This window comes from Thalassomonas sp. RHCl1, assembly GCF_947387555.1.
In the GTDB taxonomy this organism is placed as follows: Bacteria; Pseudomonadota; Gammaproteobacteria; order Enterobacterales; family Alteromonadaceae; genus Thalassomonas.
The window spans coordinates 1,050,007-1,074,081 of the sequence record NZ_CANDNZ010000001.1 but is presented as its reverse complement, the minus strand read 5'-3'; the positions used below and the strand labels follow the sequence as shown (position 1 = coordinate 1,074,081).

19 protein-coding genes are annotated in these 24,075 nt (G+C 50.5%); 9 read left to right on the top strand and 10 right to left on the bottom strand.

Annotated elements, in window-relative coordinates; all coding sequences use genetic code 11:
* Nucleotide 1 precedes the first annotated feature (1 nt).
* The 5 genes from nuoF to ndhC all read right to left on the bottom strand — a co-directional run bounded on the left by nuoF (nucleotide 2) and on the right by ndhC (nucleotide 4,958).
* A complete protein-coding gene (nuoF, locus tag QL234_RS04795) occupies nucleotides 2–1,306 on the bottom strand; it encodes an NADH-quinone oxidoreductase subunit NuoF (protein ID WP_281556695.1) in 1,305 nt (434 codons plus the stop codon).
* Entirely contained in the window at nucleotides 1,299–1,949 is a 651-nt protein-coding gene (gene nuoE / locus QL234_RS04790; protein WP_348650698.1) for an NADH-quinone oxidoreductase subunit NuoE, read from the bottom strand. The genes nuoF and nuoE overlap by 8 nt, the downstream gene beginning before the upstream one ends.
* Before the next feature lie 56 nt (nucleotides 1,950–2,005).
* Nucleotides 2,006–3,802, bottom strand: a complete 1,797-nt coding sequence (gene nuoC, locus QL234_RS04785; protein ID WP_281556694.1) for an NADH-quinone oxidoreductase subunit C/D — start codon at nucleotides 3,800–3,802, stop codon at nucleotides 2,006–2,008.
* Between the two features lie 83 nt (nucleotides 3,803–3,885).
* Nucleotides 3,886–4,524 (bottom strand): NADH-quinone oxidoreductase subunit B, encoded by a 639-nt coding sequence (locus QL234_RS04780; protein ID WP_281556693.1) that lies wholly within the window; start codon nucleotides 4,522–4,524, stop codon nucleotides 3,886–3,888.
* Nucleotides 4,524–4,958, bottom strand: coding sequence for an NADH-quinone oxidoreductase subunit A (ndhC, locus tag QL234_RS04775; protein WP_281556692.1), 435 nt, complete (start codon nucleotides 4,956–4,958; stop codon nucleotides 4,524–4,526). Before ndhC ends, QL234_RS04780 begins: the two co-directional genes overlap by 1 nt.
* A gap of 639 nt (nucleotides 4,959–5,597) precedes the next feature.
* Here ndhC and QL234_RS04770 point away from each other — a divergent pair.
* From QL234_RS04770 to QL234_RS04760, 3 genes are read left to right on the top strand one after another with little or no spacing between them, the layout of a single operon-like run.
* The gene (locus QL234_RS04770) at nucleotides 5,598–7,112 is read left to right on the top strand and encodes a PAS domain-containing sensor histidine kinase (RefSeq protein ID WP_281556691.1); all 1,515 of its coding nucleotides are present in this window, start codon (nucleotides 5,598–5,600) and stop codon (nucleotides 7,110–7,112) included.
* Nucleotides 7,093–7,518 carry a response regulator gene (locus tag QL234_RS04765; protein ID WP_281556690.1) on the top strand — a complete coding sequence of 142 codons (426 nt, stop codon included), beginning with the start codon at nucleotides 7,093–7,095 and terminating at the stop codon, nucleotides 7,516–7,518. The genes QL234_RS04770 and QL234_RS04765 overlap by 20 nt, the downstream gene beginning before the upstream one ends.
* Before the next feature lie 34 nt (nucleotides 7,519–7,552).
* The gene (locus QL234_RS04760) at nucleotides 7,553–9,286 is read left to right on the top strand and encodes a GGDEF domain-containing response regulator (protein WP_281556689.1); all 1,734 of its coding nucleotides are present in this window, start codon (nucleotides 7,553–7,555) and stop codon (nucleotides 9,284–9,286) included.
* A 98-nt stretch (nucleotides 9,287–9,384) separates the two neighbouring features.
* Here the strand turns inward: QL234_RS04760 and QL234_RS04755 are convergent, their stop codons facing one another.
* The gene (locus tag QL234_RS04755) at nucleotides 9,385–11,781 is read right to left on the bottom strand and encodes an ATP-binding protein (protein WP_281556688.1); all 2,397 of its coding nucleotides are present in this window, start codon (nucleotides 11,779–11,781) and stop codon (nucleotides 9,385–9,387) included.
* Between the two features lie 345 nt (nucleotides 11,782–12,126).
* Between QL234_RS04755 and QL234_RS04750 the strand changes: the two genes are divergently transcribed.
* From QL234_RS04750 to QL234_RS04730, 5 genes are all read left to right on the top strand, one after another.
* Entirely contained in the window at nucleotides 12,127–13,383 is a 1,257-nt protein-coding gene (locus QL234_RS04750; protein WP_281556687.1) for an HlyD family efflux transporter periplasmic adaptor subunit, read from the top strand.
* 65 nt (nucleotides 13,384–13,448) lie between these two features.
* A complete protein-coding gene (locus QL234_RS04745) occupies nucleotides 13,449–14,171 on the top strand; it encodes an ABC transporter ATP-binding protein (RefSeq protein WP_281556686.1) in 723 nt (240 codons plus the stop codon).
* 7 nt (nucleotides 14,172–14,178) lie between these two features.
* A complete protein-coding gene (locus tag QL234_RS04740; RefSeq protein WP_281556685.1) occupies nucleotides 14,179–16,602 on the top strand; it encodes an ADOP family duplicated permease in 2,424 nt (807 codons plus the stop codon).
* A gap of 169 nt (nucleotides 16,603–16,771) precedes the next feature.
* Entirely contained in the window at nucleotides 16,772–18,193 is a 1,422-nt protein-coding gene (locus tag QL234_RS04735; RefSeq protein WP_281556684.1) for a sigma-54 dependent transcriptional regulator, read from the top strand.
* 2 nt (nucleotides 18,194–18,195) lie between these two features.
* Nucleotides 18,196–19,566 carry an ATP-binding protein gene (locus QL234_RS04730; RefSeq protein ID WP_281556683.1) on the top strand — a complete coding sequence of 457 codons (1,371 nt, stop codon included), beginning with the start codon at nucleotides 18,196–18,198 and terminating at the stop codon, nucleotides 19,564–19,566.
* A 51-nt stretch (nucleotides 19,567–19,617) separates the two neighbouring features.
* Here the strand turns inward: QL234_RS04730 and QL234_RS04725 are convergent, their stop codons facing one another.
* From QL234_RS04725 to QL234_RS04715, 3 genes are all read right to left on the bottom strand, one after another.
* The gene (locus QL234_RS04725) at nucleotides 19,618–20,310 is read right to left on the bottom strand and encodes a PEP-CTERM sorting domain-containing protein (protein WP_281556682.1); all 693 of its coding nucleotides are present in this window, start codon (nucleotides 20,308–20,310) and stop codon (nucleotides 19,618–19,620) included.
* Nucleotides 20,311–20,763: 453 nt separating this feature from the next.
* A complete protein-coding gene (locus tag QL234_RS04720; protein WP_281556681.1) occupies nucleotides 20,764–21,210 on the bottom strand; it encodes a GNAT family N-acetyltransferase in 447 nt (148 codons plus the stop codon).
* A gap of 29 nt (nucleotides 21,211–21,239) precedes the next feature.
* Complete coding sequence (locus tag QL234_RS04715; protein WP_281556680.1) at nucleotides 21,240–22,148, bottom strand: LysR family transcriptional regulator; 909 nt, start codon at nucleotides 22,146–22,148, stop codon at nucleotides 21,240–21,242.
* A gap of 205 nt (nucleotides 22,149–22,353) precedes the next feature.
* Here QL234_RS04715 and QL234_RS04710 point away from each other — a divergent pair, with 205 nt between their 5' ends.
* Nucleotides 22,354–23,352 carry an NADP-dependent oxidoreductase gene (locus tag QL234_RS04710; protein WP_281556679.1) on the top strand — a complete coding sequence of 333 codons (999 nt, stop codon included), beginning with the start codon at nucleotides 22,354–22,356 and terminating at the stop codon, nucleotides 23,350–23,352.
* 75 nt (nucleotides 23,353–23,427) lie between these two features.
* Here the strand turns inward: QL234_RS04710 and QL234_RS04705 are convergent, their stop codons facing one another.
* On the bottom strand, nucleotides 23,428–23,913 hold the full coding sequence (locus QL234_RS04705; RefSeq protein WP_281556678.1) for a hypothetical protein: 486 nt from the start codon (nucleotides 23,911–23,913) through the stop codon (nucleotides 23,428–23,430).
* Nucleotides 23,914–24,075 lie beyond the last annotated feature (162 nt).

Genomic DNA, 24,075 nt, shown 5'->3' with positions numbered 1-24,075 from the left:
CTTAGTGTCCTCCCTGATAAGGACAGCAGCCCTGTTCAATATGCTGCTCAAAATCGTCATGAAAATATTTCAAAGCACTTTTTAGCGGTTCGACCGCTCCCGGGGCCAGGGCGCAATGGGTTTTCCCCAGCCACATAAAATCACAGAGTTTTGCCAGGGTATCGAGATCATCAAGACTGCCCTGCCCCTGTTCTATGCGGCTTAACACTTCCACCGCCCAGGGGGTACCGTCGCGGCACGGGGTACACCAGCCGCAGGACTCCTGGGCAAAAAATTGCAGCAGGTTAAGCACCATAGACACGGGGCAGTTATGATCATCCAGCACAATCAGCCCACCGGTACCTAAACGGCTGCCCGCCTTGGCAATAGAAGCAAAATCCATCGGCGTATCCAGGTGCTCAGGTAACAGGAAGTCGGTGGAAGCGCCGCCGGGCAGCAGGCCTTTAAGCTTAAGGCCGTCGAGCATACCGCCGCCATGGTCATATAACACTTCCCGTATGGTCGCCCCCATAGGCAACTCCCAGGTGCCGGGGGTTTTCACCCGGCCGCAGGCGGCATAAATTTTCGTACCGGCATCGCTGTCGGGGGACAGCCCCTTAAACCAGTCTGCGCCGTGTTTGAGGATATGAGGTAAGTTGCTTAAGGTCTCAACATTATTGACCACAGTGGGTTTACCGAACAAACCGCTAAATTGCGGAAACGGCGGCTTGGCCCGGGGATTGGCGCGCTTGCCTTCGAGGGCATTAATCAGGGCAGTTTCTTCACCGCAGATATAACGCCCGGCGCTGCTGTGCAGGTAGAGGTCTAAGTGTATATCCGTGCCCTGGATATTCTCACCGAGCCAATTGCTGCGATAGGCTTCATCAATTGCCTGTTGCAGACGGCGGGCTGCCAGGTGATATTCACCGCGCAGGAAAATATAGGCTTTTTCCGCCCCTATGGTATAGGCGGCAATGATCATGGCTTCAATTAACTGGTGCGGCACACCTTCAAGTAACACCCGGTCTTTAAAGGTCCCCGGCTCCATCTCATCGGCATTGCATACCAGGTATTTGCACTCGGGGGCATTAACGTCTCCCGGCTCATACATAGGCACACACTTCCACTTCATGCCGGTGGGAAAACCGGCGCCGCCCCGCCCTTTAAGGGTAGAGTCTTCCACCAGGGTCAGGACCTCGGCCCGGCTAAGGTGATGCAAAGCTTTTTCTGCCCCCTGATAGCCGCCAGCCTCGATATAACCCTCGATTGATAAGGGCTGCTCCAAATTAACCAGAGAAGTTAACGGCTTATCAGGGGCTTTAATCATCACTTAACTCCATTTCACTAATTTCACCGGCGACATCGTCATCATCGAGATAATCCCGGGAGCGGGGCTTGTTTTCCCTGTCGGCTGCAGCATCCCCTTCATTTAAAAAAGAGGACAAGTAATTTTCCGTGCTGGCCCCGGCGGCAATTTTTTCTAATATTTCCACCGCTTTTTCCGGGGTCAGGTATTCATAATGCCGCTCCCCTATCATCATCACCGGCGCTTTGTCGCAACCGCCGAGACAGGCATTGGACAGCAAGGTAAACATACCGTCGGCTGTGGTTTGCCCGTAATCTATTCCCAGGTGCGCTTTAATTGCCTGCAATACCTGCTGGTAACCACTGAGATGACAACTGATGCTGTTGCAAATATGAATGACGTAACGCCCCACCTTCTGGCGGTAAATCAGGTTATAAAAGGTTGCCACGCCCTCAAGTTCGGCCGCTGACATATTTAACATCTGGGCAATGGCATATAAGCTGTCATCACTAATCCAGCCCCGGTGTTTTTGCACCACTTTCAACGCCTCGATACCCGCCGCTTCACGGGTTTCCATGATGCTGGCTTCATGCTCTATGGCGGCCATTTCCTCTTTACTCAGATAGCTGCGGTAGTCAGGAGTAATAGTGTTAATAATCTGCATAAATCACCTTCTTGCCTTGCTACTTGGCTTACCACTGTTGCTATAAGAAAAAAAACTCATCTGTCTACATCCGCCATCACGTAATCGATACTGCCCAGGGTGGCAATAAGATCAGCCACCATCTGTCCCTGGCTGATCACAGGCAACATTTGTAAATGCGGGAAGCTGGGGGTGCGGATACGGGTACGGTAACTCATGGTATTGCCGTCGCTGATCAGGTGGTAACCCATAATGCCCTTAGTCGCTTCGACAAAAGTGGACACCTCACCGACAGGGATCACCGGTCCCCAGGACACATTGACAAAATGCGGGATCAAGGTATCGATATCCGTCATGGTACGGGACTTATCCGGAGGTGTGGTTTGCGGATGCTCCGCTTTATAGGGCCCTTCGGGCATATTGTTCAGGCATTGCTCGATAATGCGGATACTTTGCCGCATTTCTTCCACCCGCACCCGGCAGCGATCGTAACAATCTCCCTTGTGTCCCAGCGGCACCTCAAAATCAAACTGATCATATCCGCCGTAGGGACGCTGCTTACGCATATCCCAGGAAAACCCGGTAGCCCTCAGCCCCGGCCCTGTGATACCCCATTCAATGGCTTCCTCGGTGGAATAGGCGCCGACATCGACGCTGCGCCGTTTCAACAGGGAATTTTGCATCACCATTTTTTCATACTGGTCCAATCGCTTGGGCAGATAGTTAACATAATCCCGCACCAGGGTATCCCAGCCTTTGGGTAAGTCGTGGGCGACGCCGCCGATACGGAACCAGCTCGGGTGCATGCGAGCCCCGGTAAAAGCTTCAATAATGCCAAAGAGTTTTTCCCGGTCGACAAACATATAAAAAATTGGCGACAAGGCGCCGACATCCTGGACAAAAGTGCCGTAAAACAACAAATGGCTTAAGATACGGAACATTTCCGCGGTCATGATACGGATGACCTTAGCGCGATCCGGCACCTGGATCCCCGCCAGCTTTTCCACCGCCATCACATAGGGAAAGTTATTCATCACCCCGCCGAGATAATCGATGCGATCGGTATAGGGGATATAACTGTGCCAGGACTGGCGCTCACCCATTTTTTCCGCGCCGCGGTGGTGATAACCGATATCCGGCACACAATCGACAATTTCTTCACCGTCCATCTGCAGCACAATACGGAAGGCACCGTGCACACTGGGATGGTTGGGACCCAGGTTTAAAAACATAAAGTCGTTGTCTTTATCCCTGCGCTTCATGCCCCAGGCTTCGGGATTAAATTGCAGCGCCTGCTGCTCGATATCCTGCTGGTAAGGCGGCAGGGTAAAAGAGTCCATCTCGGTGGCGCGGGCGGGATGGGTTTTCAAAAGCGGATGTCCCTGCCAGGTATCCGGCATCAGGATACGGCTCAAATGGGGGTGGCCTTCAAAGACAATGCCGAACATGTCCCACACTTCCCGCTCATACCAGTTGGCATTGGGCCAGTACCGGCAGACACTGGCAATATTTTTATCGCTGGCACAGAGCGAGACCTTGATACGCACATCCTGGTTGCGCTCATACGAGCGTAAGTGATAGCTGACGGTAAAGTCCCCGACATGGCTGGCTTTATGGCGGCGCTCGCTTTCATCGATGGCGGTTAGATCAAAGCACATATCAAAGGGCTGGGGTAAATCGAACCTCAGCACCTGCATCAGGGTGCTCAGCTGTTTCCTGTCCACCCAAAATGAGCTGATATCATCAACAATATTTTCAGCGGCGGTTACCGGCAACAGCTTTAACGAAGGGGACAGGGTGAGAATCTCATCAATCACAGGCACAGGAGCAGACATCGACCAGTCGCTACTTAGTGCCATATCTATTTTTGCCATACATCCCCCTTGCGCTTCCCTGGTAAACAGCCAGCCAATAAGCAGAATAAAAAGTCATTAATGCGCTTCATCAGCACTTCCCCTCAACAATTGTCCGGCGAGTCAAGGTTTGTGACCTGGATCCTGTGCTCGTGCTTGATATCACGCAGCGAAGGTTTGGCGATTTGGCTGACCCCCTGCTCCCCCACCACCCAGCTCAATGGCCGCGGCTGGTGCTGGATATTGTTTTGCAGCAGCAACAAGCCTTCAAGCAAGGCTTCCGGCCTGGGGGGGCAGCCGGGTACATAAACATCCACCGGAATAAACTTGTCCACCCCCTGTACCACGCTATAGATATCGTACATGCCGCCGGAATTGGCGCAGGAGCCCATGGAGATGATCCAGCGGGGTTCAAGCAGCTGCTCGTATAAATGCTGGATCACCGGCGCCATCTTGCGAAAGCAGGTGCCGGAAATCACCATCAAGTCCGCCTGGCGCGGTGTCGCCCGGATCACTTCGGCGCCGAAGCGGGCAATATCATGGCGGGAGGTAAAACTGGTGGCCATTTCCACGTAGCAGCAACTTAGCCCGAAATTAAACGGCCAGATGGAGTTTTTACGGCCCCAATTGATCATATCATCGAGTCTTGCCATAAACACATTACGGTTCAGCTCCTCTTCCTGCACCGCTTTCGACTGGCCCATAAATTCATCCAGCTTAGCCTTAGTTAATGACCACTCCATCACGATTTCCTCACACTGCTTTGCATTTGCTTAAGTTTTTGTACCCGAAACGGCTGGTGTCTTTGCTTGAGCTCCAATGCGCCGATGCGCCATAGATACACCAGGGCGGCAAGCAAAATCACGATAAAGACACTGGCTTCGATAAAGCCCGCCCAGCCGACTTCTTCAAAGGCGATCACCCAGGCAAACAGGAAAATCGTTTCCAGATCAAAAATCACGAAAAAGATGGCATAGAGGAAAAAGTGATTGCTAAACCGGGTCTTATCATCACCGGCGGCAATGACACCCGACTCATAGGGAATATTTTTGGCCCGCGTCTGTGTTTTTGGCCCCAACACCACGCTCAGCAGCATCATGACCACTAACATGACACATAAAATGATAAAATAGGCGGCAATCGGCCATAGCTCCGCCAGTTGATTTGCACTCTGCACTTAACCCCCTAAGCTAAATCCTTTAGCTCTTTTATTAGTATTGTTTTGCACTAGATTGCCGGATTAATTTTTTACCAATATTTTTCTTGTTGTCTTTGTTCTTTTATTGATACGGGAAAAATACACTGCATGGGCGGAGTCGACGGCGGCTTTGGTTAAACGGCTTTATCTGACGGCAGGCGCTAAGGCCTCAGGGGTAACAACAAGCTAATCGACACTTTTTGAATGACGCGCAATTGACTGTATTTTTATTATCTTGACCTAAGCATAGTAAAGAATTTGAAAAAGAAAAATTTTTCTTTAAATTCATCATCTTTAAATTTAAATCTGGCTAAAAAACACAGCAAACCGGCTGATACTTAGCTTTCATGATTTACAGGATTCCCCTAAATAACAGCCCCCTGGTCGCCCACAAAATAACTTTTAAAGATTTCCCCCTGACATTAAGGCATGCTCCCGGGCATAACCGGTAAGTTCCTCAAGATGAAAAATGCGGGAAAAGCCCAATTTGACGGCAATACGGGGGAGTGCTATACATGGGTATACCTGAGTGTTTCACTAGGGTATTGCCATACGCACTAGTGCTGGGTGTATGCACATAGCCGACCGGTTCACAATATCTGTCAAGGAGGATAGAGAGTGAGTGATTTGCAATTTCCCCCCTGCAGCCCGGACACTAGCCTTGATAAACCGGATATCTTCCGGATTACTCCTGATGTCCTGCATTACCTGGTGGAAGCCGTCCCCACCGGGGCCCTGCTGGTGGATGCTAACGGCCTGATACAATCAAGCAACCAGGAGCTGCAAAAGACCCTGAAATACAGGGCCTCAGAGCTAGTCAAGCAACCCCTGGAAATGCTTTTGCCTGAACGTTTTCGCCATGGTCACAGTGCGTTAACCGCCTCATTTTTTAAAAAGCCGCTCAAACGCAACATGGGGAATGGCGGTTCTTTATATGCCCTGTGCAAAGACGGCTCTGAAATCCCGATAGAAATAGGCCTTAATCCTCTGGCCTCCGAGCAGGGTCCGCTGGTACTGGCTACCTTGATTGACATCACTCCCCGGTTGCAGGCGGATCAAATGTTTCGCCAGATAGTCGACAGTGCCCCCTATGGCCTGATGCTCATCAATCCACAGGGTAAAATCGAATTAGTCAACCCGTTAATCTGTTCTATTTTCGGCTACAGCGAACAAGAGCTGTTATCAAATCCGATAGAGAAACTTCTGCCGGAGCGCTACCGTAAAGAACATGGCAATTTGCGGGCAAAATACGCACGAGAGCCTGTTATGCGGGTCATGGGGCCGGGGCGGGATCTGACCGGGCTGCATAAGGACGGCACCGAATTTCCGGTGGAGATTGGCCTGAGCCCCTTTATCTGGAATGGACAGGACATGGTGCTGGTGGCACTGAGTGATATCACCGCACGCAAAAAAATGGAACTGGACCTGCGCCAGATCAATTCTGATCTGGAAGAGTTTACCTATGTTGCCTCTCACGACCTGCGCTCTCCCCTGCGGGGGATATCAGATTTGTTGGAATGGGTACGCGAAGATCTCGGGGAAGATCCTGCCCCCTCCCTGCTCAATAATATCGAGCGCATGTCAGTACGCGTCCACCGCATGGAAAAACTGATCGATAACCTGCTGAAATATGCCCGTGCCGGTCGCAGCCAAAACGAGATCAGCCTGGTTGAGCTTGATGAAGTACTCGATAACATTGAAGAGTTACAACCGCTCCCCGAGGGCTTTACCCTCGAACGCCAGCTGGATTTAACCTCAATCCATACCGCTAAAGTGCCCCTGGAAACGGCATTACGTAACCTGATCGCCAATGCGGTACAACATCATGACCGGAGCTGTGGCCATATCGTCATCCGCAGTCGCAGCGAAAATAGCCTGTGCCATATTTCGGTGACCGATGACGGACCCGGTATTGCCGATCAGGCCCACGAACGCATATTCAAACTTTTTCAGACCCTGAGCCGCACAGATAAGCGGGGCTCAGGTATCGGCCTTGCCGTTACCCGGCGCCTGGTCGAAACCCATGGCGGTAAAATCACAGTGACCGCCAACCAAGAACAACGTGGCTCAACCTTCCACCTATGGTGGCCACGCTTTATCCGGAGAGACATTAATGGCAGCATACCCCCTTAACATACTGCTGGTGGAAGACGACGATGTTGCAGCAGAAGCCGTTATCCGCAGTTTTAACAAAGCCGGCCTGCAATTCCCCATCATACTTGCTGAAGATGGGGATATTGCCCTGAATATTCTTAGGGGCAGCCACGAGCGCACGATTGAAAAACCCCTGCTGGTGCTGCTCGATTTGAATATGCCGCACCTCAACGGTTTTGAATTCTTAGAAATTCTGCGCGGCGATGCAGACTTAAAAGACACTGTAGTCTTTATCCTCACCACTTCTTCAGATGAAAAAGACTTAGTACGCGCCTATAACGAAAACGTCGCCGGATACATGGTCAAGTCGGCTGTTGGCCCTATGTTCAGCAAACTTACCGCCCTGATGGAAAGCTATTGTGAAGCCATAAAGCTGCCACAATAGCGTAAACCATTTGGCCACACCAGGGAGAGAGGCGGTGGAAAAAACTTTACATGTCCTGATAGTTGACGACGATGATGTTGATCGCGAACGTTTACATCGCATGCTCAACAACAGCCTGGATCACATTCAAATTGAAGAGGCAACTTCTGCCCCCCAGGCACTCAGTATATTAGCCAAACAGACATGGGACTGCATTTTCCTCGATTATCATCTGGGGGATAGTTCGGGACTTGACCTGTTACAGGAGATCCGGGCCCGCATCGATACTCCGTGTGCTGTCATCCTGGTCACCGGCCTGGGAGATGAAAATATCGCCGCTGCCGCCATGCGTGAAGGGGTCTGCGATTACCTGGTCAAATACAAGGTCGATGAAAAACAGCTGATCCGCTCACTGATGGGGGCTGTCCACCGGATTGATGTCCAGCGCCAGATACATGAACTTGCCCACTATGACACCTTAACCCGTCTTGCCACCCGCACCCTGCTCACCGAGCGCCTGCAGCAAACCATTAAACGCACCGGGCGGCATAAAAGTCTCGCGGCCCTGGCTTTTATCGATCTCGATAACTTTAAACCGGTTAACGATACCTGGGGACATGCCGCCGGGGATCTGGTACTGGTCGAAGTGGGCCAGAGATTACAGCATGGTGCACGTGCCAGCGACACGGTAGCCCGCCTGGGGGGAGATGAATTTGTTTTACTGCTTAATGATTTGCTTAATGTTGATGAATGCGAAAAGCTGCTGCAACGTATCCGTAAAGCCTTAATCCAGCCTATTTTCTTGCCCGATGATATAGAAATACGCGTGACCGCCAGCATAGGGGTCACCATGATCCGCGATGAAAACCTGGATGCCGATACCGTATTGCGCCAGGCCGACCAGACCATGTACCGGGTTAAAAATACCGGCCGTGATCACCTGAAGTTTTTTGACCCCGAAGCCGAAAGACGCCAGCAAGACAGACAAAATTCTTTTCAGGGCATACTTTCCGGCCTGAAAAATGATGAATTCCAACTCTATTATCAACCTAAAATCGACCTAAAAAGTTCACAGTTAATCGGCCTCGAAGCTTTGCTGCGCTGGCAGCATCCGGTAAAAGGCTTAATCGGCCCGGGGGAATTTTTATTTACCGGCGAGCACGATAAGTTAGGGGTGAAAATCGGCGAATGGGTACTTGGCGAAGTATTGCAGCAACTCCAGGTTTGGTATCAGCAGGGCCTGTCATTAAAAGTCAGTGTCAACATTTCAGCAAAACATCTGCAGCGCAGTGATTTCGCAACACGGCTCAGCGCACTGCTTGGCACTGTGCCTCAGGTGCCGGCAACGGCACTGGAACTGGAAATTTTAGAAACCGTGGAAGCCGAAGACATCAACGCTGTGCATGCCATCATTGATGAGTGCAGAGCCCTGGGGGTCAGCATAGCACTGGATGATTTCGGTACCGGCTATTCTTCCCTTACCTGCCTGCGCCGTTTACCTATAGATGTCCTGAAAATTGATAAAAGCTTTGTGATCAATATGCTCGAAAATGCCGAAGACTACTCCATTGTCCGGGGAGTCATCAGCCTGTGTAAAACCTTCGGCCATCAAATCATCGCCGAAGGAGTTGAAACCCCCGAACACATCGCCAAACTCATAGATCTCGGTTGCCCTTTCGGACAAGGGTTCGGTATTGCCTATCCCATGCCGGCAGAGGATGCCCCCCTGTGGATAGCACAAAACCATATGGCGGACATAAAAACAGAACTCCCCCCGCCAGTTCAGTGACCTTGGCACTATCCGTTCAGCTCTCTGAACGGCATAACACCAAGGCATATGCCGGTGATTAACAGCGGCAAGCATCCCGCCAATCCGCTGGCTGAAGGTTATTCATCGCCGCCGTCAAGGATATCGGCAAAAGCCGACAACTTGTCCAGCACCATACCGTGGATAGACTTTCTCGGATAACGGCCGGTTTTGCTCATTTCCCCGGCGGGAGTATCCATCAGAATTTCCAGCGCCTGGTTAATATCTTCCACCGCCCAGATGGAGAACTTGCCCTGCTCCACCGCTTCAATCACATCCGAGGCCAGCATCAGGTTGACGATATTGGTCATGGGCACTATCACCCCCTGATTACCGGTCAAGCCCTTGTCTTTGCACAGGCGGTAGAAACCTTCAATCTTCTCGTTGACGCCGCCGATTGACTGCACTTCCCCGTGCTGGTTGATGGAGCCGGTAATGGCGATACCCTGATCGATCGGCAAATGGGTAATGGCCGATACCAAAGCGCATAACTCGGCCATAGAAGCACTGTCGCCGTCGATATGACCGTAGGACTGTTCGATGGCAATATTGGCGGAAATCGATACCGGGAACCCCTGGCCGTATTTATGGCCCAGATAACCGGTCAGCAACAAGACCCCTTTGGAATGGATAGGTTTGCCTAAGTCCACTTCCCGCTCGATATCCGTCACCCCCTGGCTGCCGGCATACACAGTAGCGGTGATGCGCGCGGGTGTGCCGAACACGCTGTCGCCGATTTCCAGTACCGTCAAACCATTTACTTTACCTATCTGTTTGCCGTCGGTGCTGATCAAAACCTGGCGCTCTTTTATCTCACTCATCCAGGTTTCGCTCATACGTCCGGTACGGCGCTGTTTCGCCGCCAGCGCCATTTCAACAAATTCGGCAGTTAACTCGCCGTCGCCGTTGCCGTCATGTTTGTGCCACAGGTAATTGGCTTCATCGAGCAAGTCATTGACCTGGACAATATTGGCGGAAATTTTATGCTGGTGCTCTGCCCGTCTTAAACCGTAACGCACCAGCTCCACCATGGCGGCATCCGTCACCGCGGGATAGCTGTTTTGCTGCGCCCGCTGGCGGATTAAATTGGCATAGGCCACCAGGTTGTCGTCGTTGTTGACCAGGTGACGGTCAAAGTCCGCCAGCACGCGGAACAGCTCGGTAAATTCCTGATCATATTCCTGCAGGGTGTAATAAATATCGGCATCGCCGAGTAAGATCACTTTCACCTGCAGAGGAATTTTTTCCGGCTGTAAACTGTAAAGCCCCGGCTGGCTGAATTCCGAATAAGGGTTTTCAATGCTGATTTCCTGGGTCTTTAATGCCAGTTTTAACCTTGACCAGATCAGCGGCTGACTCAGCAGCTTTTCCGCATCGAGCAGCAAATAACCGCCGTTGGCCTGATGCAGTGCTCCCGGGCGGATCAAACGGTAGCTGGTATAGTTGCTGCCCTGGAAGCTGGCAAAGTCGATATGGCCAAACAGGTTCTGGTAGGTAGGGTTTTGCTCATAAACCACAGGCGCCCCTTCACCGGCTTCGCGCGGCACCAAAAGGTTCGGCAGGAACTGCTCCACCACAAGTTTGCGTGCTTCCTTGTCATTCTGGCTTTCCGCTCCTTCATCCACCAGGATTTCCAGTACCGCATCCACCACATGGCTTTTGACTTTTGATAAATATTTTAAGACCCCGAGATTGCTGGCAAATTCATGCTCAAGCTCTTTTAACAGGGGCTTTACCGCCTGCTCTGCGGTTTCATATTTAAGTTTTCTTAGTTTATCCGACGAGGTTCTTTTCCACAGCGGCAGTTCAATCAACTGCTCCGACAGCAGGTTTTCCAGCTTGGCCAACAGCAGGTAAAACTCCGCTCTTTTTTCTTCATCCTGCTCGGCAAACTCTTTATCGCTTAACGGTTTACCGTCCACCATCTGGGAAAAGCCGATTTCGCCGTTTTCTTCAAACAACACCACATTATGTTTTAACGCCGTCTCTTCCACCACGGCAATGGCTTCATCATATTTCTGGTTAAACTCGCGGTCGATGGCGCCTTTTTGTCTCTGATAGCCGGGGTTATCGAATACTTCCGGGAAAAGATCGAGCAATTCATCAATAAAGGTATTCATGCGTTTAAGCAGCAGCTTGCCGTCTCCGGGGCTGACATAGAGTTTAAACGGCGCATGCACTTCATCAAAATTATTGATATAACACCACTCCGCCGGCGTCTGGCGCTCGCTGGCCAGGGCCGTCAGCATCTGTTTGATCAGCGTTTGCCGGCCTGTACCCGGCTCCCCCATGGCAAAAACATTAAAGCCGAGGGCATCCATAGACAAACCAAAATCCAGTGCTTCCTTGGCGCGTTCATGGCCGACAAAGCCCTGTTCCACCTCGGTACTGGCCGCGGGCATAGAGAATAAGTGTTCAGATAAAATGGCAGTTAATTGTGCAGGCTTCAGGCGCAATTGCTCAACAGCTCGGGTCATGCAGAATCTCGCTATTAACGCTTAAAAAACAAGCGTTTTATGATGAATCGGGAATAATAACCTCAGTGTACTCTGACTAGGGTGCTTTAGGCAAAAAAGTCTGCCCAATAGATCTCGGCATCAATAAAATGCCGGGAACGATCAAGAGAAAACCCCGGTTATCGGGCAAATTTCCTGCACCAGTCCCATTTTTGGGATTTTGTTTATCCCAAAAATGGGTTTAGTGAAGTTAGCCTAGTACTAAAAAATAACAAAAATAATTTTTCACTTTAAATATCAACACATTAATCAATTGGCACAGAGCCTGCTCTATTGAAACCAGTTTATTTTCACGGAGTAACCAAGTTGGATATTAACAGAGCGAAACAAAAAAAGTCTGTGCTAAGCCGTTACTGGCCCTGGTCAATCCTGGCTTTCTTGCTGGCCGGTGCTGCCTATTACCTCTACTTCCTGGCTCAGGCTGACTTTGCCATCGACAGCGAGACCCTGGTGATTGGCCAGGTCAAGCAGGGAAAGTTTTCGGTCTCTGTCAGGGGCAGCGGCGTGCTGGTGCCCGACAATATCCAGTGGTTATCCGCCAATGTCGATGCCCGGGTAGAGCGTATCCTGGCCAAACCGGGAAAAATCGTCAACAAAGGCGATTTAATTGTTGAGTTAAGCAACCCGAAACTGGTGCAGCTACTGGAAGAAACCCAGTGGGAGCTTGAAGCCGTCGCTGCGGAAAACGAAGCACAGCGGGTGATACAGGAGTCTGCCCTGCTGGATCAAAAAACCATAGTATTAAATGCCCGCCTTGATTATGAAAGCAGCAAGTTAGAGCAGGATGCCCACAGTGAGCTGTTTCAGAAAAAAACCGGCGCGGTATCGAAAATTGATTACCAGAGAACCCGGCTTGAAACCAAACAGTTCAAGCAGCGCTGGCAAATCCAGCAGCAAAGGCTGGCGAAAATGACCGAAAACCTCGGCGTACAAAACAATGCCCGAGATGCCCGCTTGAAAAAGATGCGTAAAACCCTGGAGCGGGTGCGCCAGGATGTCAACAGCCTGAAAATCTATGCCAGCATCAACTCTGTGGTACAGGATGTGCCGGTCGAAGCCGGCCAGCGCATCACCATGGGCGGCAATATTGCTAAACTTGCCCGCCAGGATTCCCTGATCGCCGAGCTTCAGGTGCCTGAATTACAGATCCGCGATGTCATCATCGGGCAAAAAGTGGTGATCGACACCCGCAATAACAAAGCGATGGGCGTCGTCACCCGGGTCGACCCCGCCGTGGTCAACGGCAATGTCCAGGTCGATGTCAGCTTCAGCGACAAACTGCCCGCCGATGCCCGCCCCGACTTAACCGTCGACGGTGAAATTAAAATCGCCGAAATCAGCGATGCCCTGTATGTCAGCAGGCCGTTATTTGCCCAAAGCCAGAGCACGGCCAGCTTTTATAAAATCACCGACAGCGGCAATTTTGCCAGCCGGGTCAAGGTAAAACTGGGCAAAGGCTCGGTAGATCAAATCCAAATCCTCGAGGGCCTGGCCCCGGGAGAGAAAATCATTATTTCAGATCCCAGTACCTGGGAAAGTTATCAGAAAGTGCGCATTAATTAAAACGCGCGCAAGACATAGAAAATCCCCCTAAACCAGCATAAGATAAGCAAAAAAAGGAACCCGTTATGAGCACATGTTTAATTGCATTAGACCAGGTCAAAAAAGTCTTCTACACCGACGAGGTTGAAACCCATGCCTTGATGAATATCTCCCTCAAGATAAACAAAGGGGAATATGTGTCCATCTCCGGCCCTTCCGGTTGTGGCAAATCTACCCTGTTATCCCTGCTCGGGCTGCTCGATACCAGCTCGGGCGGCGAGTATCAGCTGGCGGGAAACGATGTTTCAGACATAGATAAAAAAGAACGCGCCCGTATCCGCAACAAAGAAATCGGTTTTATTTTCCAGTCTTTTAACCTGATCAGCGACCTCGATGTCGAAGAAAACGTAGAGCTGCCGCTGACCTATCGCAAAGACTTAAGCAAAAGCCAGCGACAGCAAATGGTCAAAGATGCCCTGGCCAAGGTCGATATGTCCCACAGGGGCAAACATTTCCCAGCACAATTATCCGGCGGTCAGCAACAGCGTGTTGCCGTGGCCCGCGCCATCGCCGGCAATCCCTCCATCATATTGGCGGATGAGCCCACAGGTAACCTGGACTCAAAAAATGCCGAAGCTGTGATGCAACTGCTGGATAAGTTACACGCCCAGGGCGCCACCATCTGTATGGTCACCCATGACCCCCGCTCCGCCAAACAGGCGAAACGTACTGTCGAGCTGTTAGACGGGCAAATCATTGCCGACCGCAATACAGAGAAGGATACTGATAACGGCACGGCAGCCGCTTAAGGGGAGAATGACAATGATCATGCAGGATTTTAAATACGCCTTGCGTCTGCTGGGAAAAAAACCCGGCTTTACCGTGCTAACCACCTTAGTCATGGCCACCGGAATAGGCTTAAGCCTGTTTCTGTTCAGCTTCTTTAACACCGTCTTGTTTAAGGACCTTCCTTTTAAAAACAGCGACTCCCTGGTGGTGATCGGCACCTCGGAAAATAAAGAAAGGAATTCTGGCGAGCTCAATATTTTCGATTACAAGGAAGTTAAGGCCGGTCTCAAAGGCATGTCGAACTTGCTTGCCTACCACACCTCCAACGTCAATGTTGTCGGCCGTGACGGTTCGCGGCGCTATGGTGCCACTTATACCCAACCGGGCATGTTTGAAATCACCCATACCTCGCCGTTATTAGGCAGAGGTTTTACCGAGGCTGAAAAAAAACGCGGCGGTGAAGCCGTGGTCGTGATCAGCTTTGACATCTGGCAAAACCAGTTTGCCGGCGATAAACAGGTTCTGGGCCAGACCTTGCGCGTTAACGGCAGAAACCACCGCATTATCGGGGTGATGCCGGGCGAATATTACTTCCCGAACGTTTCCGACCTGTGGATGCCGCTGCACCTGGATCGCGGCCAGTTAACCCGCCAGGAAGCCGGTACGGTTTTCGGACTGGGACATTTAGATCCCGGAGTCTCCAAGCAGGAGATCAATGCCCAGCTGGATATGATCATGGCACGTATCGAAGACAAGTACCCCAAAAGCAACCAAAATATCAGTGCCTATGCCGACACTATCCCGATGACGGCAGTCGGCGACGGTATTGCCGTGGTTTATGCCATGCAGGTAGTGGCAATATTGATCCTGATCCTCGCAGCCATTAATGTCGGCAATTTATTGTTATCCCGGGCAGTAGAGCGCAGCAAGGAAACCGCCATCCGGGTCGCCCTGGGGGCACCTCGTTCACGCCTGATCAGCCAGATGTTATGGGAAAGCATTATTATCTGTACCCTGGGCGGAATAATAGGTTTATTAATGGTTGCCTGGGGCCTGGAGGTCACCCAAGCGATCACCGCCACCTTTTTCGTGGAAAAGCCCAGTTTCTGGTGGAAATTCGGCCTGGATGCTTTTGCAATCAAGTTATTTTTTGCCTTTGTGATCGCCACCGTGCTGATGACAGGTTTACTGCCGGCATGGAAAAACTCCGGTGAAAACTTTAATGCCGCACTGCGTGACGGCACCCGGGGCGCACAAGGAAAAAAAGCCGGTCGTTTAAACAAAACCTTAGTGATCAGTGAGATATTAATCTCGATCACGGTATTAATCGGCGCCGCCGTTATGGTGCTGTCCAGTTATTTACGTACTACGGTTGATATAGGCGCAAACCCGGATAACATCCTGACCGCCACCATCAAATTACCAAAAGCCGATTATCCGACGCCCGAGTCGCAAAGCCAGCTGATCAAAACCCTGCAATCGAACCTGGAAAATAACAGCGGTATCGAAGATGTTATGATGCTTTCCTCGCTGCCTGGAAAATACAGCCAAAGCCCGTTTATGGCGCTCGAAGGAAAAGTCTACCCGCTGGACCGCGGTTACCCTAAGGCCAATTATATCGCCGTGACTCCAGGTACCCTGGCCAATCTTGGCGTCGAGCTCAGGCATGGACGTTACTTTACCAGCGGCGATCAGGGCCTGGATAAAAGCACGGTATTGGTAAGCGAAAGTTTTGCCAGACAACATTTTGCCGGTGAAAGCGCGCTTGGCAAACGCCTGCGCCTGGTAGAGCCCGGCGATTATGCCCCCAAATGGCTGACCATAGTTGGTGTGGTCGAGCATACCCGCCAGGGTGATACCCAAAGGGGCGAATTGCCTTCGGTATTTCGTCCCTTTAGCCAGGCGCCGCGCCCGCAAATGACCATAGCGATGCATATGAAAACCGACAGTGTGACTACCATGGCACTGCTGCGCGATACCCTAAAAGCCATAGATGCGGAGTTACCTGCCTTCAGGGTGGAAACCTACCACCAGAGCCTGGCGCGCAATTATGCCCCGGTGCGCTTTATCAGCAAGGTACTGCTGCTCTTTGGCATTGCCGCGGTGATCCTCGCCGGCAGCGGTATCTATGGCGTAATGTCCAATACCATCAACCAAAAAACCCAGGAAATCGGGGTAAAACGTGCCCTGGGTGCTGATGACGAGCGTATCAAAAAAGAATTGTTATTATCCGGCTTTAAACAATTTTTAGCCGGCAGCATACCCGGCTTGATTGGCGGCTGCGCCCTGGGCTTTGCCATGGCGCAGGTGATGGGGGTCGGCGGTAGCGCCATTATCCTTATCGCCCTGAGTACGGCTTTTATCATAGGCGCCGTGGTGATGGCTGCCACCTACTTCCCCACTCGAAAGGCGCTGGAGATGGAGCCGAGCCAGGCGCTGCATTATGAATAGGGTGTTAACTTCCCCCTGAAAACCCGGCGGCGCCGAAAAAGCAATCACGCGGCGCCGCATTTTAATGGACAAGCGCCCGGCAAAAAAATATAGTCGCATTAATAAGTTAACACCGTTAGCGAAAGTGCGGTAAACACCGCCGAAGATAACTCCCCGGCATTAGGAAAACATGAGTACATTAGCCAAGATTTTATTAGCGGATGATGACAACGACATCCTGTTAGCACTCAAAATGCTTTTAGTGTCTGAAGGTTACCACGTCAGCTTAACACAAACCCCCCAGGCGGCCCTGGCAGCCCTGAAACGGGAAACCTTTGATTTGATCCTGATGGATCTCAACTACTCCCTCGATACCACTTCGGGGGAAGAAGGCCTGGCCCTGATTGAAGCCGTCAGAAAAGACGACGACGAGATCCCCATAGTTGTGATGACGGGCTGGGGCACCATAGAAGTCGCGGTCGCCACCATGCAAAACGGCGCCAATGACTTTATCCAGAAGCCCTGGGAAAACGACCGTTTGCTGGCGATCATCAATAACCAGCTCAAGCTGGCCAGCAGCGAACAGCAGTCGAAAAAATTAAGCCGGCAAAACCAGTTATTGCAGCAGCAGGTCAACGGCGATATCAGCGGCGATATCATTGCAAAGTCACCGGCCATGCAGCAGGTGCTGGGGATGATCAACCAGGTGGCCCAAAGCGATGCCAGTGTCTTGCTCACCGGCGAAAACGGCACCGGCAAGAGCCTGTTCGCCCGTTATATTCACAGTCATTCGCCGCGCAAAGACGCCCCGCAAATTTCCGTGAACATGGGCGCCGTCACCGAAACCCTGTTTGAAAGCGAAATGTTCGGCCATAGCAAAGGCGCTTTCACCGATGCCAAAGCCACCCGCATCGGCCGCTTCGAACTGGCCGACGGCGGCAGTTTGTTTTTGGATGAAATCGCCAATACCCCCTATTCCCAGCAGGGAAAACTGCTGCGGGTCCTTGAAGACAGGGAGTTTGAAAAGGTCGGCGGCAATAAAACCCAGCAAGTCGATATCCGGCTGATTTGCGCCACCAATGCCGATCTCAACCTGGCGGTTGAGCAGCAGGAGTTCCGCAAGGATTTACTTTACCGCATCAATACCATCACCATAGAAATTCCCCCGCTGCGCAGCCGCCTTGAAGATATCGTGCCGCTGGCGCGGTCTTTTCTTCACAAAACCGCAGCCAAATACGGTCAGGAAGTACTCACCTTAAGTAGCGATGCACAGTCGGCCCTTTGTCGTTACAGCTGGCCCGGCAATATCCGGGAGTTGCACCATGTGATGGAGCGGGCACAAATCTTATCCCGGGGCAAAGAGATAACAGCCGAAGCTTTGGGCCTGACCTTAGCCCCCGCTGCCACAGCCTCAACCCCGACAAGCTTGCCCGGCGGCACATTAGCAACGCTGGAGCAAAACGAAGACGGCGAGCTTGATACCCTGGCCTCGCTTGAGTTGGAAATTCTCGAACTCAGGTTGTCCCATTTCAACGGCAATGCCATCAAGGCGGCAAAATCACTGGGGTTAAGCCGCAGCGCTTTTTACCGCCGGTTGGGGAAAAGTGAATAACAATGGCAAAGTATGGCGCACCAGGCCCGAAAAGATCCTCCTTTGAAGCCCAATTAACCCGGCTGTCGTTAATATCCTCGCTGCCGCTTTTTTGCCTGCTGATCCCGGCCATGTATTATGCCGGGATCTCAATATACCTGATCTTGCTGACGGCATTGCTGTCGGGACTCACCCTGATATATTGCCATGTCAAAATCCACCAAAAATCCGCCTACCAGTTTCGCAGCTTAACCAACATACTCGAAGCCATGCTTCAGGACGATTACAGCCTGCGGGCACGATCGGATCACAACCATGATGCCCTTAACGAGCTGGTGAATACCATTAACGGCCTGGCACAAAAACTCAACCGCCAGCGCATAGAAACCGCCGAAAGCCAGCTATTGCTGCAAACAGTGATCAATAATATTGACGTTGCCATAGTCGCCTTAAATGAAAACCGGGAGGTTGTGCTCAGCAATCCCGCCTCGGATAAACTGCTGGGCTTAACACAGAATAACACCGCAAACGCCGACTTACTGCCGCTGGCACAACTGGGAGCGCTTGAAGCAGGCCAGAGTAAAGTCATGCCGCTCACCTTCGGCCAGCGCCAGGGAAAATTTAAAGTCCATATGGAAGAGTTCAGGGAAACCGGCCTGCAACATAAATTATTGTTTCTCACTGATGTCAGCACCCTGCTCAGAAACGAAGAACGCAACGCCTGGCAAAGCCTGGTAAGGGTGATCAGCCATGAAATCAATAACTCCCTAGCACCGATTGCCTCCATCAGTCAGACATTAAGGCGCTTGATTGAGCGCCAGGCAACGCTTGAGGGACAGCAAGAGAATCTACTTGAAGGCCTGTCCATCATTTCACAGCGCAGCCATAACCTGAAAAACTTTGTCAACAGCTACAAACAAATTGCCCGCTTGCCTGAGCCGGATAAGAAACAAACCGCGATCAATGACTTGCTCAACAAAATTATCCCGCTTTTTCAAGAGCAGGAGCTGATCGTAAAACCGGGAGCCAACATCAGCTTGTTGATCGACCCGGTACAAATAGAACAGGTATTGATCAACCTGCTTAAAAATGCCCAGGAAGCCATGCAAAATGTGAGTTCGGATACCAATAAGGAAACACCGGGGAAAATTATGATTTCCTGGCAACGACAGGATGACGTCTTCATCCTGAAAATAACCGATGAGGGTACCGGCATCAGCAACCCCGAAAACCTGTTTGTGCCTTTTTATAGCACCAAAAAACAAGGTTCGGGTATAGGTTTAGTATTGTGTCGGCAGATACTGGAAATGCATGAAGGTAAATTAAACCTGAATAACCGCAGCGATAAACCCGGAAGCATCGCCACAGTAAAATTGCCGCTAAGTGACAAATAAAAGGCTGGTGATTAACCAGCCGTTTTAGCTTAACAAGAAATAAAGAAAATCTTACTTTAACAAACGACGAGAGCCAACGACCAGCAAACCTAAGACAAATATCACCAGGATATTGGGCTCAGGCACGGCCACAGTATTTTCGCCGCTACCGACCGTCCTTACCAGGGCAACACCATAACGGCTCTCCCCCTGATCTGCCGGGGTCACCCAGTCAGTATATAACACGGCAACAGGCGGAATTTCACTGCCGGAGCTGGCAAAACCATAACCGTCACGCACATACGCCGCATTGATAGCTCCGTCCTGATCATCGTCATGGCCAAAATAAGCTGATGTGACCGCATATTCATCAAAATATAGCCCTTGCCTGTCAGCGGGCACGGTATAAGTGGCCCCAAACAACTCAACAAAGTTCATATGAACACTGTCGACACCAAAAGTGCCCCAGTTATCCTGATTAAGGTTTTCATCCGCCACCCAGGTATATTCAGGGAAAAAGTCAGAAAATAATTGCGCCATATGACTGCTGTTGGCCAGAGACCAGCCATCATAGTCATTTAACACTTGCTCCACGGTAAGCCCGGCGGTTTCATCCCATTGCAGCCACTCAAGAGTCTCACCTGTAACAATATTGGTTTCGGTGTTCAGGGTGTAACCGCTGTGGGTGATCAAAGAAGCATTGGCGAAATTGCTGCTTAATAAAACCAAGCCTGCCAAAGCAAGGTTTAAAAATTTTCTCGACATAAATATACCTTTTCTACACTTTCCTTAATATCTAGGAAAGCGACCGCTAAAACTACAGGTTATTAATTGAGCGCCTTTATAACACCTGATACAGGTTTATTCAAATATTCTTTTTAATCAGTAAGCTATAAAAAGTCGGGGTATGGCGCTAAATATGAGCTTACTTGCAAAAAGTTGCTGTTAACCAGTTTATTGGCTTTTGGGTTTCCGGCATAGGAGTTCCCCGGACACGCAAAAACCATAGCTTCTCTGGTAAATGCACCACAGGCATTGGCATCACAGACAAACAGCCCAGGCCTATATCACTCACTTTATATGAAGGGGAAAGCATACATTTTAGCTGTGAAAGTAACTCACCCTAATATTGGCAGCCCAAATTAGACATCAGGGACTTTTCCACCCAAAAGCCCGACAATGTTTAATATCAATTCACCTTGATGTGGAACTTTACACTTAACGATTATTCAGCCGCTTATAAAAAGAGATCTTTGCATCATCCGGCCCGGTTTTTTCCTGATAACCGCTAATGTGATAACCGTTTGAAAGCAACATTTTCATCATATGGGGAAAGCGGTTCATGGATTTTACCGTGATCTTTTTATATCCCAACTCGGCTACCTGAATTTCCTGGGCCCGTAGTAACTTTTTCGCTATGCCCTGGCTACGATAAGCAGGTAAAACTCCTCCCTGCCAGCTGTAGAAACATGCCTGGGCCTTTGATGTTTCATAGCCGAGTTTAAAACCGGCAAGCTCGCCATCAACTTCGGCGATCAACAACAGATAAGGACTTGAACCTATGCGCTCAAGCAGTTGACTTACCGGCTCAACCTCGAGCATCTCCGGAATATTGGCCTTGATGGCGATGGCTTCTTCAAAACTCCCCTGGCGAATTGTTAACATATTTGTTCCTACTCATATTTGCTTAATTGTCAGCTGTAAAGTGCCTGCACCCTGTCACGGATAAAGTCTACCGCCACTTTCACCTTAGGCACAATAATCTCCTGTTTTTGATACAGTAGATACACGGCAAAGTTTTTATTGGTGGTAACAGATACGGCCGGTTTAATAAAGAGTTCCTGCAACTGTCCTGAGGCAATATAAGGCGCCACCACCCAGCGCGGCAACATCAAAATACCACGCCCCTGCAGCGCCTTTTCCAAAATCCAGCTGCCTTTATTTGATAAAAAAGCCGCCGGGGCCGAAACATTTTGCCATTGACCGTCAATTTGTGCCAGCCAGGGAGTCGGTCCCCTCGGGGTATTAAAATACAAACCTTTATGATGTAACAAATCACCGGCCGTTTCGGGCTGCCCCCACTCTTTAAGATAGCCGGGAGAGGCCACCGGGATAAACTGGTTTTGCATCAGCTTTATCGCCACCACCCGCTCATTAGGGGCAATACCGCCGCGAATGGCGATATCCGCTTCATCATGCCCTAAAGTGGATAACTCATCGCTGAGGTTTACATCTAAAGTGATCTCGGGATAAAGCTCGCTAAATTCATCCAGTAAAGGCAATAAGATACGCTCACCAAATCCGACCATAGCACTGATGCGCAGCTGCCCCATAGGTTTTGCCTGATAGCTGCGCACCGCTTCATCGCTTTGCTCCAGCTGATGCAAGATATCCTGGATACTGTTGAAGTAAATCCGGCCTATTTCCGTGAGTTTAACCTGACGGGTGGAGCGAATAAGCAAACTCGCGCCAAGGCTTGTTTCCAGATCTGCCACCCTTCTTGATAAAGAAGAAGCCGGCACGCCAAAACTCTTTGCCGCCTGCGTAAAGCTACCGCTTTCCACTACTTTTGAAAAATATCTTAACGCCCTAAGCTGATCCACTGCCTTACCTGTCCCTTACCGGCTGTTATAAAAAGTCATTCGCTATCAACAGCAACATCATCAAACATTATTGTCTTTTTAGCAATCAAGCTTAGCTATTCTGGTTATATATCTTACCAATAAACTGGTCAATAATAGCCTGAGAAGGCAGTAAGCAGATGTAATATTTTATTTTCATTAACTTTTTATTTTCCCGGAGCCCCAGATGCCCAGCTATAGCGAAATCAAATTAATTAAACACTTTGCCGGCGGCCCAGTCACACCAGATTTATTTGAAGTGGTCAGCAAAGACATTCCCGAGCCAGGCGATGGACAAATTCTGCTCAAGCAAACCCATATGTCCTTAGATCCCGCCATGTTCGGCTGGATGACGCCGGATACCGAGAGTTATATTCCCCCGGTTGCCCTGAGTAGCACCATGCGCTCATCGGGCATTGCCGAAGTTATTGCCAGTAAAAACCCTGACTTTGCCGTCGGCGATCAGGTCATGGGTATGACCGGCTGGGCAGAGTATCTTTTAAGTACAGGCGAGGGCTTAAACAAGGTGTCGCCGGGGGTTGATGCCCAAACGGCATTATCGGTATTCGCCCTGCCCGGATTAACCGCCACCCAAGGGTTATTTAATGTCGGTAAACCTAAAGCGGGAGAAACCTTAGTGGTCAGCGGCGGTGCCGGCTCTGTCGGTTCCTTGGTGGGCCAGTTGGCCAAAGCGGAAGGATTAAGGGTAATAGGGGTTGCCGGCAGCGATGAAAAATGCGCCTGGATGGTGGATGAGCTCGGCTTTGACGGCGCCATTAACTATAAGTCAGATGATATTGACGGCCAGCTCAGCGCCTTAACCCCAAAAGGTATCGATATTTATTTTGAAAATACCGGCGGTCCTGTCCAGAACCTGGTGTTCGAGCGCATGAATGCCCATGGCCGTATCGTGGTTTGCGGCATGATAGCCGATTATGCCAAAGAGGTTCCCGGTCCGGGGCCTAACTGGATCCCTGTCATTAAAAAGCGCTTAACCATTCAAGGCTTTACCATGCCGGATCACTTTCACCAGGTACCCGAACTATTAGCCAAGCTCACCCCGTATGTGATGGCAGGGAAAATTAAATACCGCTGCCATGTGCTCGATGGCCTGGAGTCTGCTATTTCGGGACTCAATCTGTTTATCACCGGAGAAAACAAAGGCAAATTACTGGTCAAACTCTAAAGCGTCCAGCTCTTAGCTGTTAATAACGGCCATAGCTGATGCCTGTGGCCGGCTTTTTCCCGCCCTTTACCTGAATCAGGGGGTCAGACCGTGGCGGACAAAACTTTTACCGCCGCAGACCATGCAGTCGGCAACCTCACTAAAATGAGAGATGGTCAGTTTTTCATGACAGTGCTGGCATTCGAGTACGCCGAAACCGATAAAGTCACCGCTGTGGTATATCCCCTGGTGTTCGAGATCGTCGCAAAGCTCGCTCCACTCCACCTGGGATCTGTCTGTCATCTTGGCCAGGGTGTCCCAAAATTCTTCGTTAAGTAACCCCAAATAAACCGAATGTTGCGCCTGTGACTGGTTTTGCCGGTAAAATTCGCGCAAATCATACCTGAAGTTGTCGAGAAACTGCCGCACCCTTTCTTCCGGCAAACTCTCCGCCGCCGCCAACAAGCCTTTTGCCGTTTCCACCACCTCCACTATCCTGGTGATTTCGTGCGCCTTGATATCGGCGAACCAGTTAGACAAGTTATCATAAACCCGCTCAAAACCGCTTTTATTTTCAGCCATCACAGTGCTCCTTTTGATCCTGAGGTTTACACTAGATCAGTTTCTTGTTTGTTACCTTGATTATAGTCAAGCAAGCCACTCCCTTGGCGGCTTAATTAAGTGACTTAAGCAAAAGACATTTATATTGACAAAATTCAACCACAAAAGATAAACACCGCCTAG

Excerpts from the sequence above, each read along its gene's own strand:
- QL234_RS04780 (WP_281556693.1), bottom strand. The coding sequence starts at position 4,524 with ATGGAGTGGTCATTAACTAAGGCTAAGCTGGATGAATTTATGGGCCAG.
- nuoE (WP_348650698.1), bottom strand. The coding sequence starts at position 1,949 with ATGCAGATTATTAACACTATTACTCCTGACTACCGCAGCTATCTGAGT.
- QL234_RS04740 (WP_281556685.1), top strand. The coding sequence starts at position 14,179 with ATGACAATGATCATGCAGGATTTTAAATACGCCTTGCGTCTGCTGGGA.
- QL234_RS04710 (WP_281556679.1), top strand. The coding sequence starts at position 22,354 with ATGCCCAGCTATAGCGAAATCAAATTAATTAAACACTTTGCCGGCGGC.
- nuoF (WP_281556695.1), bottom strand. The coding sequence starts at position 1,306 with ATGATTAAAGCCCCTGATAAGCCGTTAACTTCTCTGGTTAATTTGGAG.
- QL234_RS04745 (WP_281556686.1), top strand. The coding sequence starts at position 13,449 with ATGAGCACATGTTTAATTGCATTAGACCAGGTCAAAAAAGTCTTCTAC.
- QL234_RS04765 (WP_281556690.1), top strand. The coding sequence starts at position 7,093 with ATGGCAGCATACCCCCTTAACATACTGCTGGTGGAAGACGACGATGTT.
- QL234_RS04705 (WP_281556678.1), bottom strand. The coding sequence starts at position 23,913 with ATGGCTGAAAATAAAAGCGGTTTTGAGCGGGTTTATGATAACTTGTCT.
- QL234_RS04730 (WP_281556683.1), top strand. The coding sequence starts at position 18,196 with ATGGCAAAGTATGGCGCACCAGGCCCGAAAAGATCCTCCTTTGAAGCC.
- nuoC (WP_281556694.1), bottom strand. The coding sequence starts at position 3,802 with ATGGCAAAAATAGATATGGCACTAAGTAGCGACTGGTCGATGTCTGCT.
- QL234_RS04755 (WP_281556688.1), bottom strand. The coding sequence starts at position 11,781 with ATGACCCGAGCTGTTGAGCAATTGCGCCTGAAGCCTGCACAATTAACT.
- QL234_RS04725 (WP_281556682.1), bottom strand. The coding sequence starts at position 20,310 with ATGTCGAGAAAATTTTTAAACCTTGCTTTGGCAGGCTTGGTTTTATTA.
- QL234_RS04720 (WP_281556681.1), bottom strand. The coding sequence starts at position 21,210 with ATGTTAACAATTCGCCAGGGGAGTTTTGAAGAAGCCATCGCCATCAAG.
- QL234_RS04735 (WP_281556684.1), top strand. The coding sequence starts at position 16,772 with ATGAGTACATTAGCCAAGATTTTATTAGCGGATGATGACAACGACATC.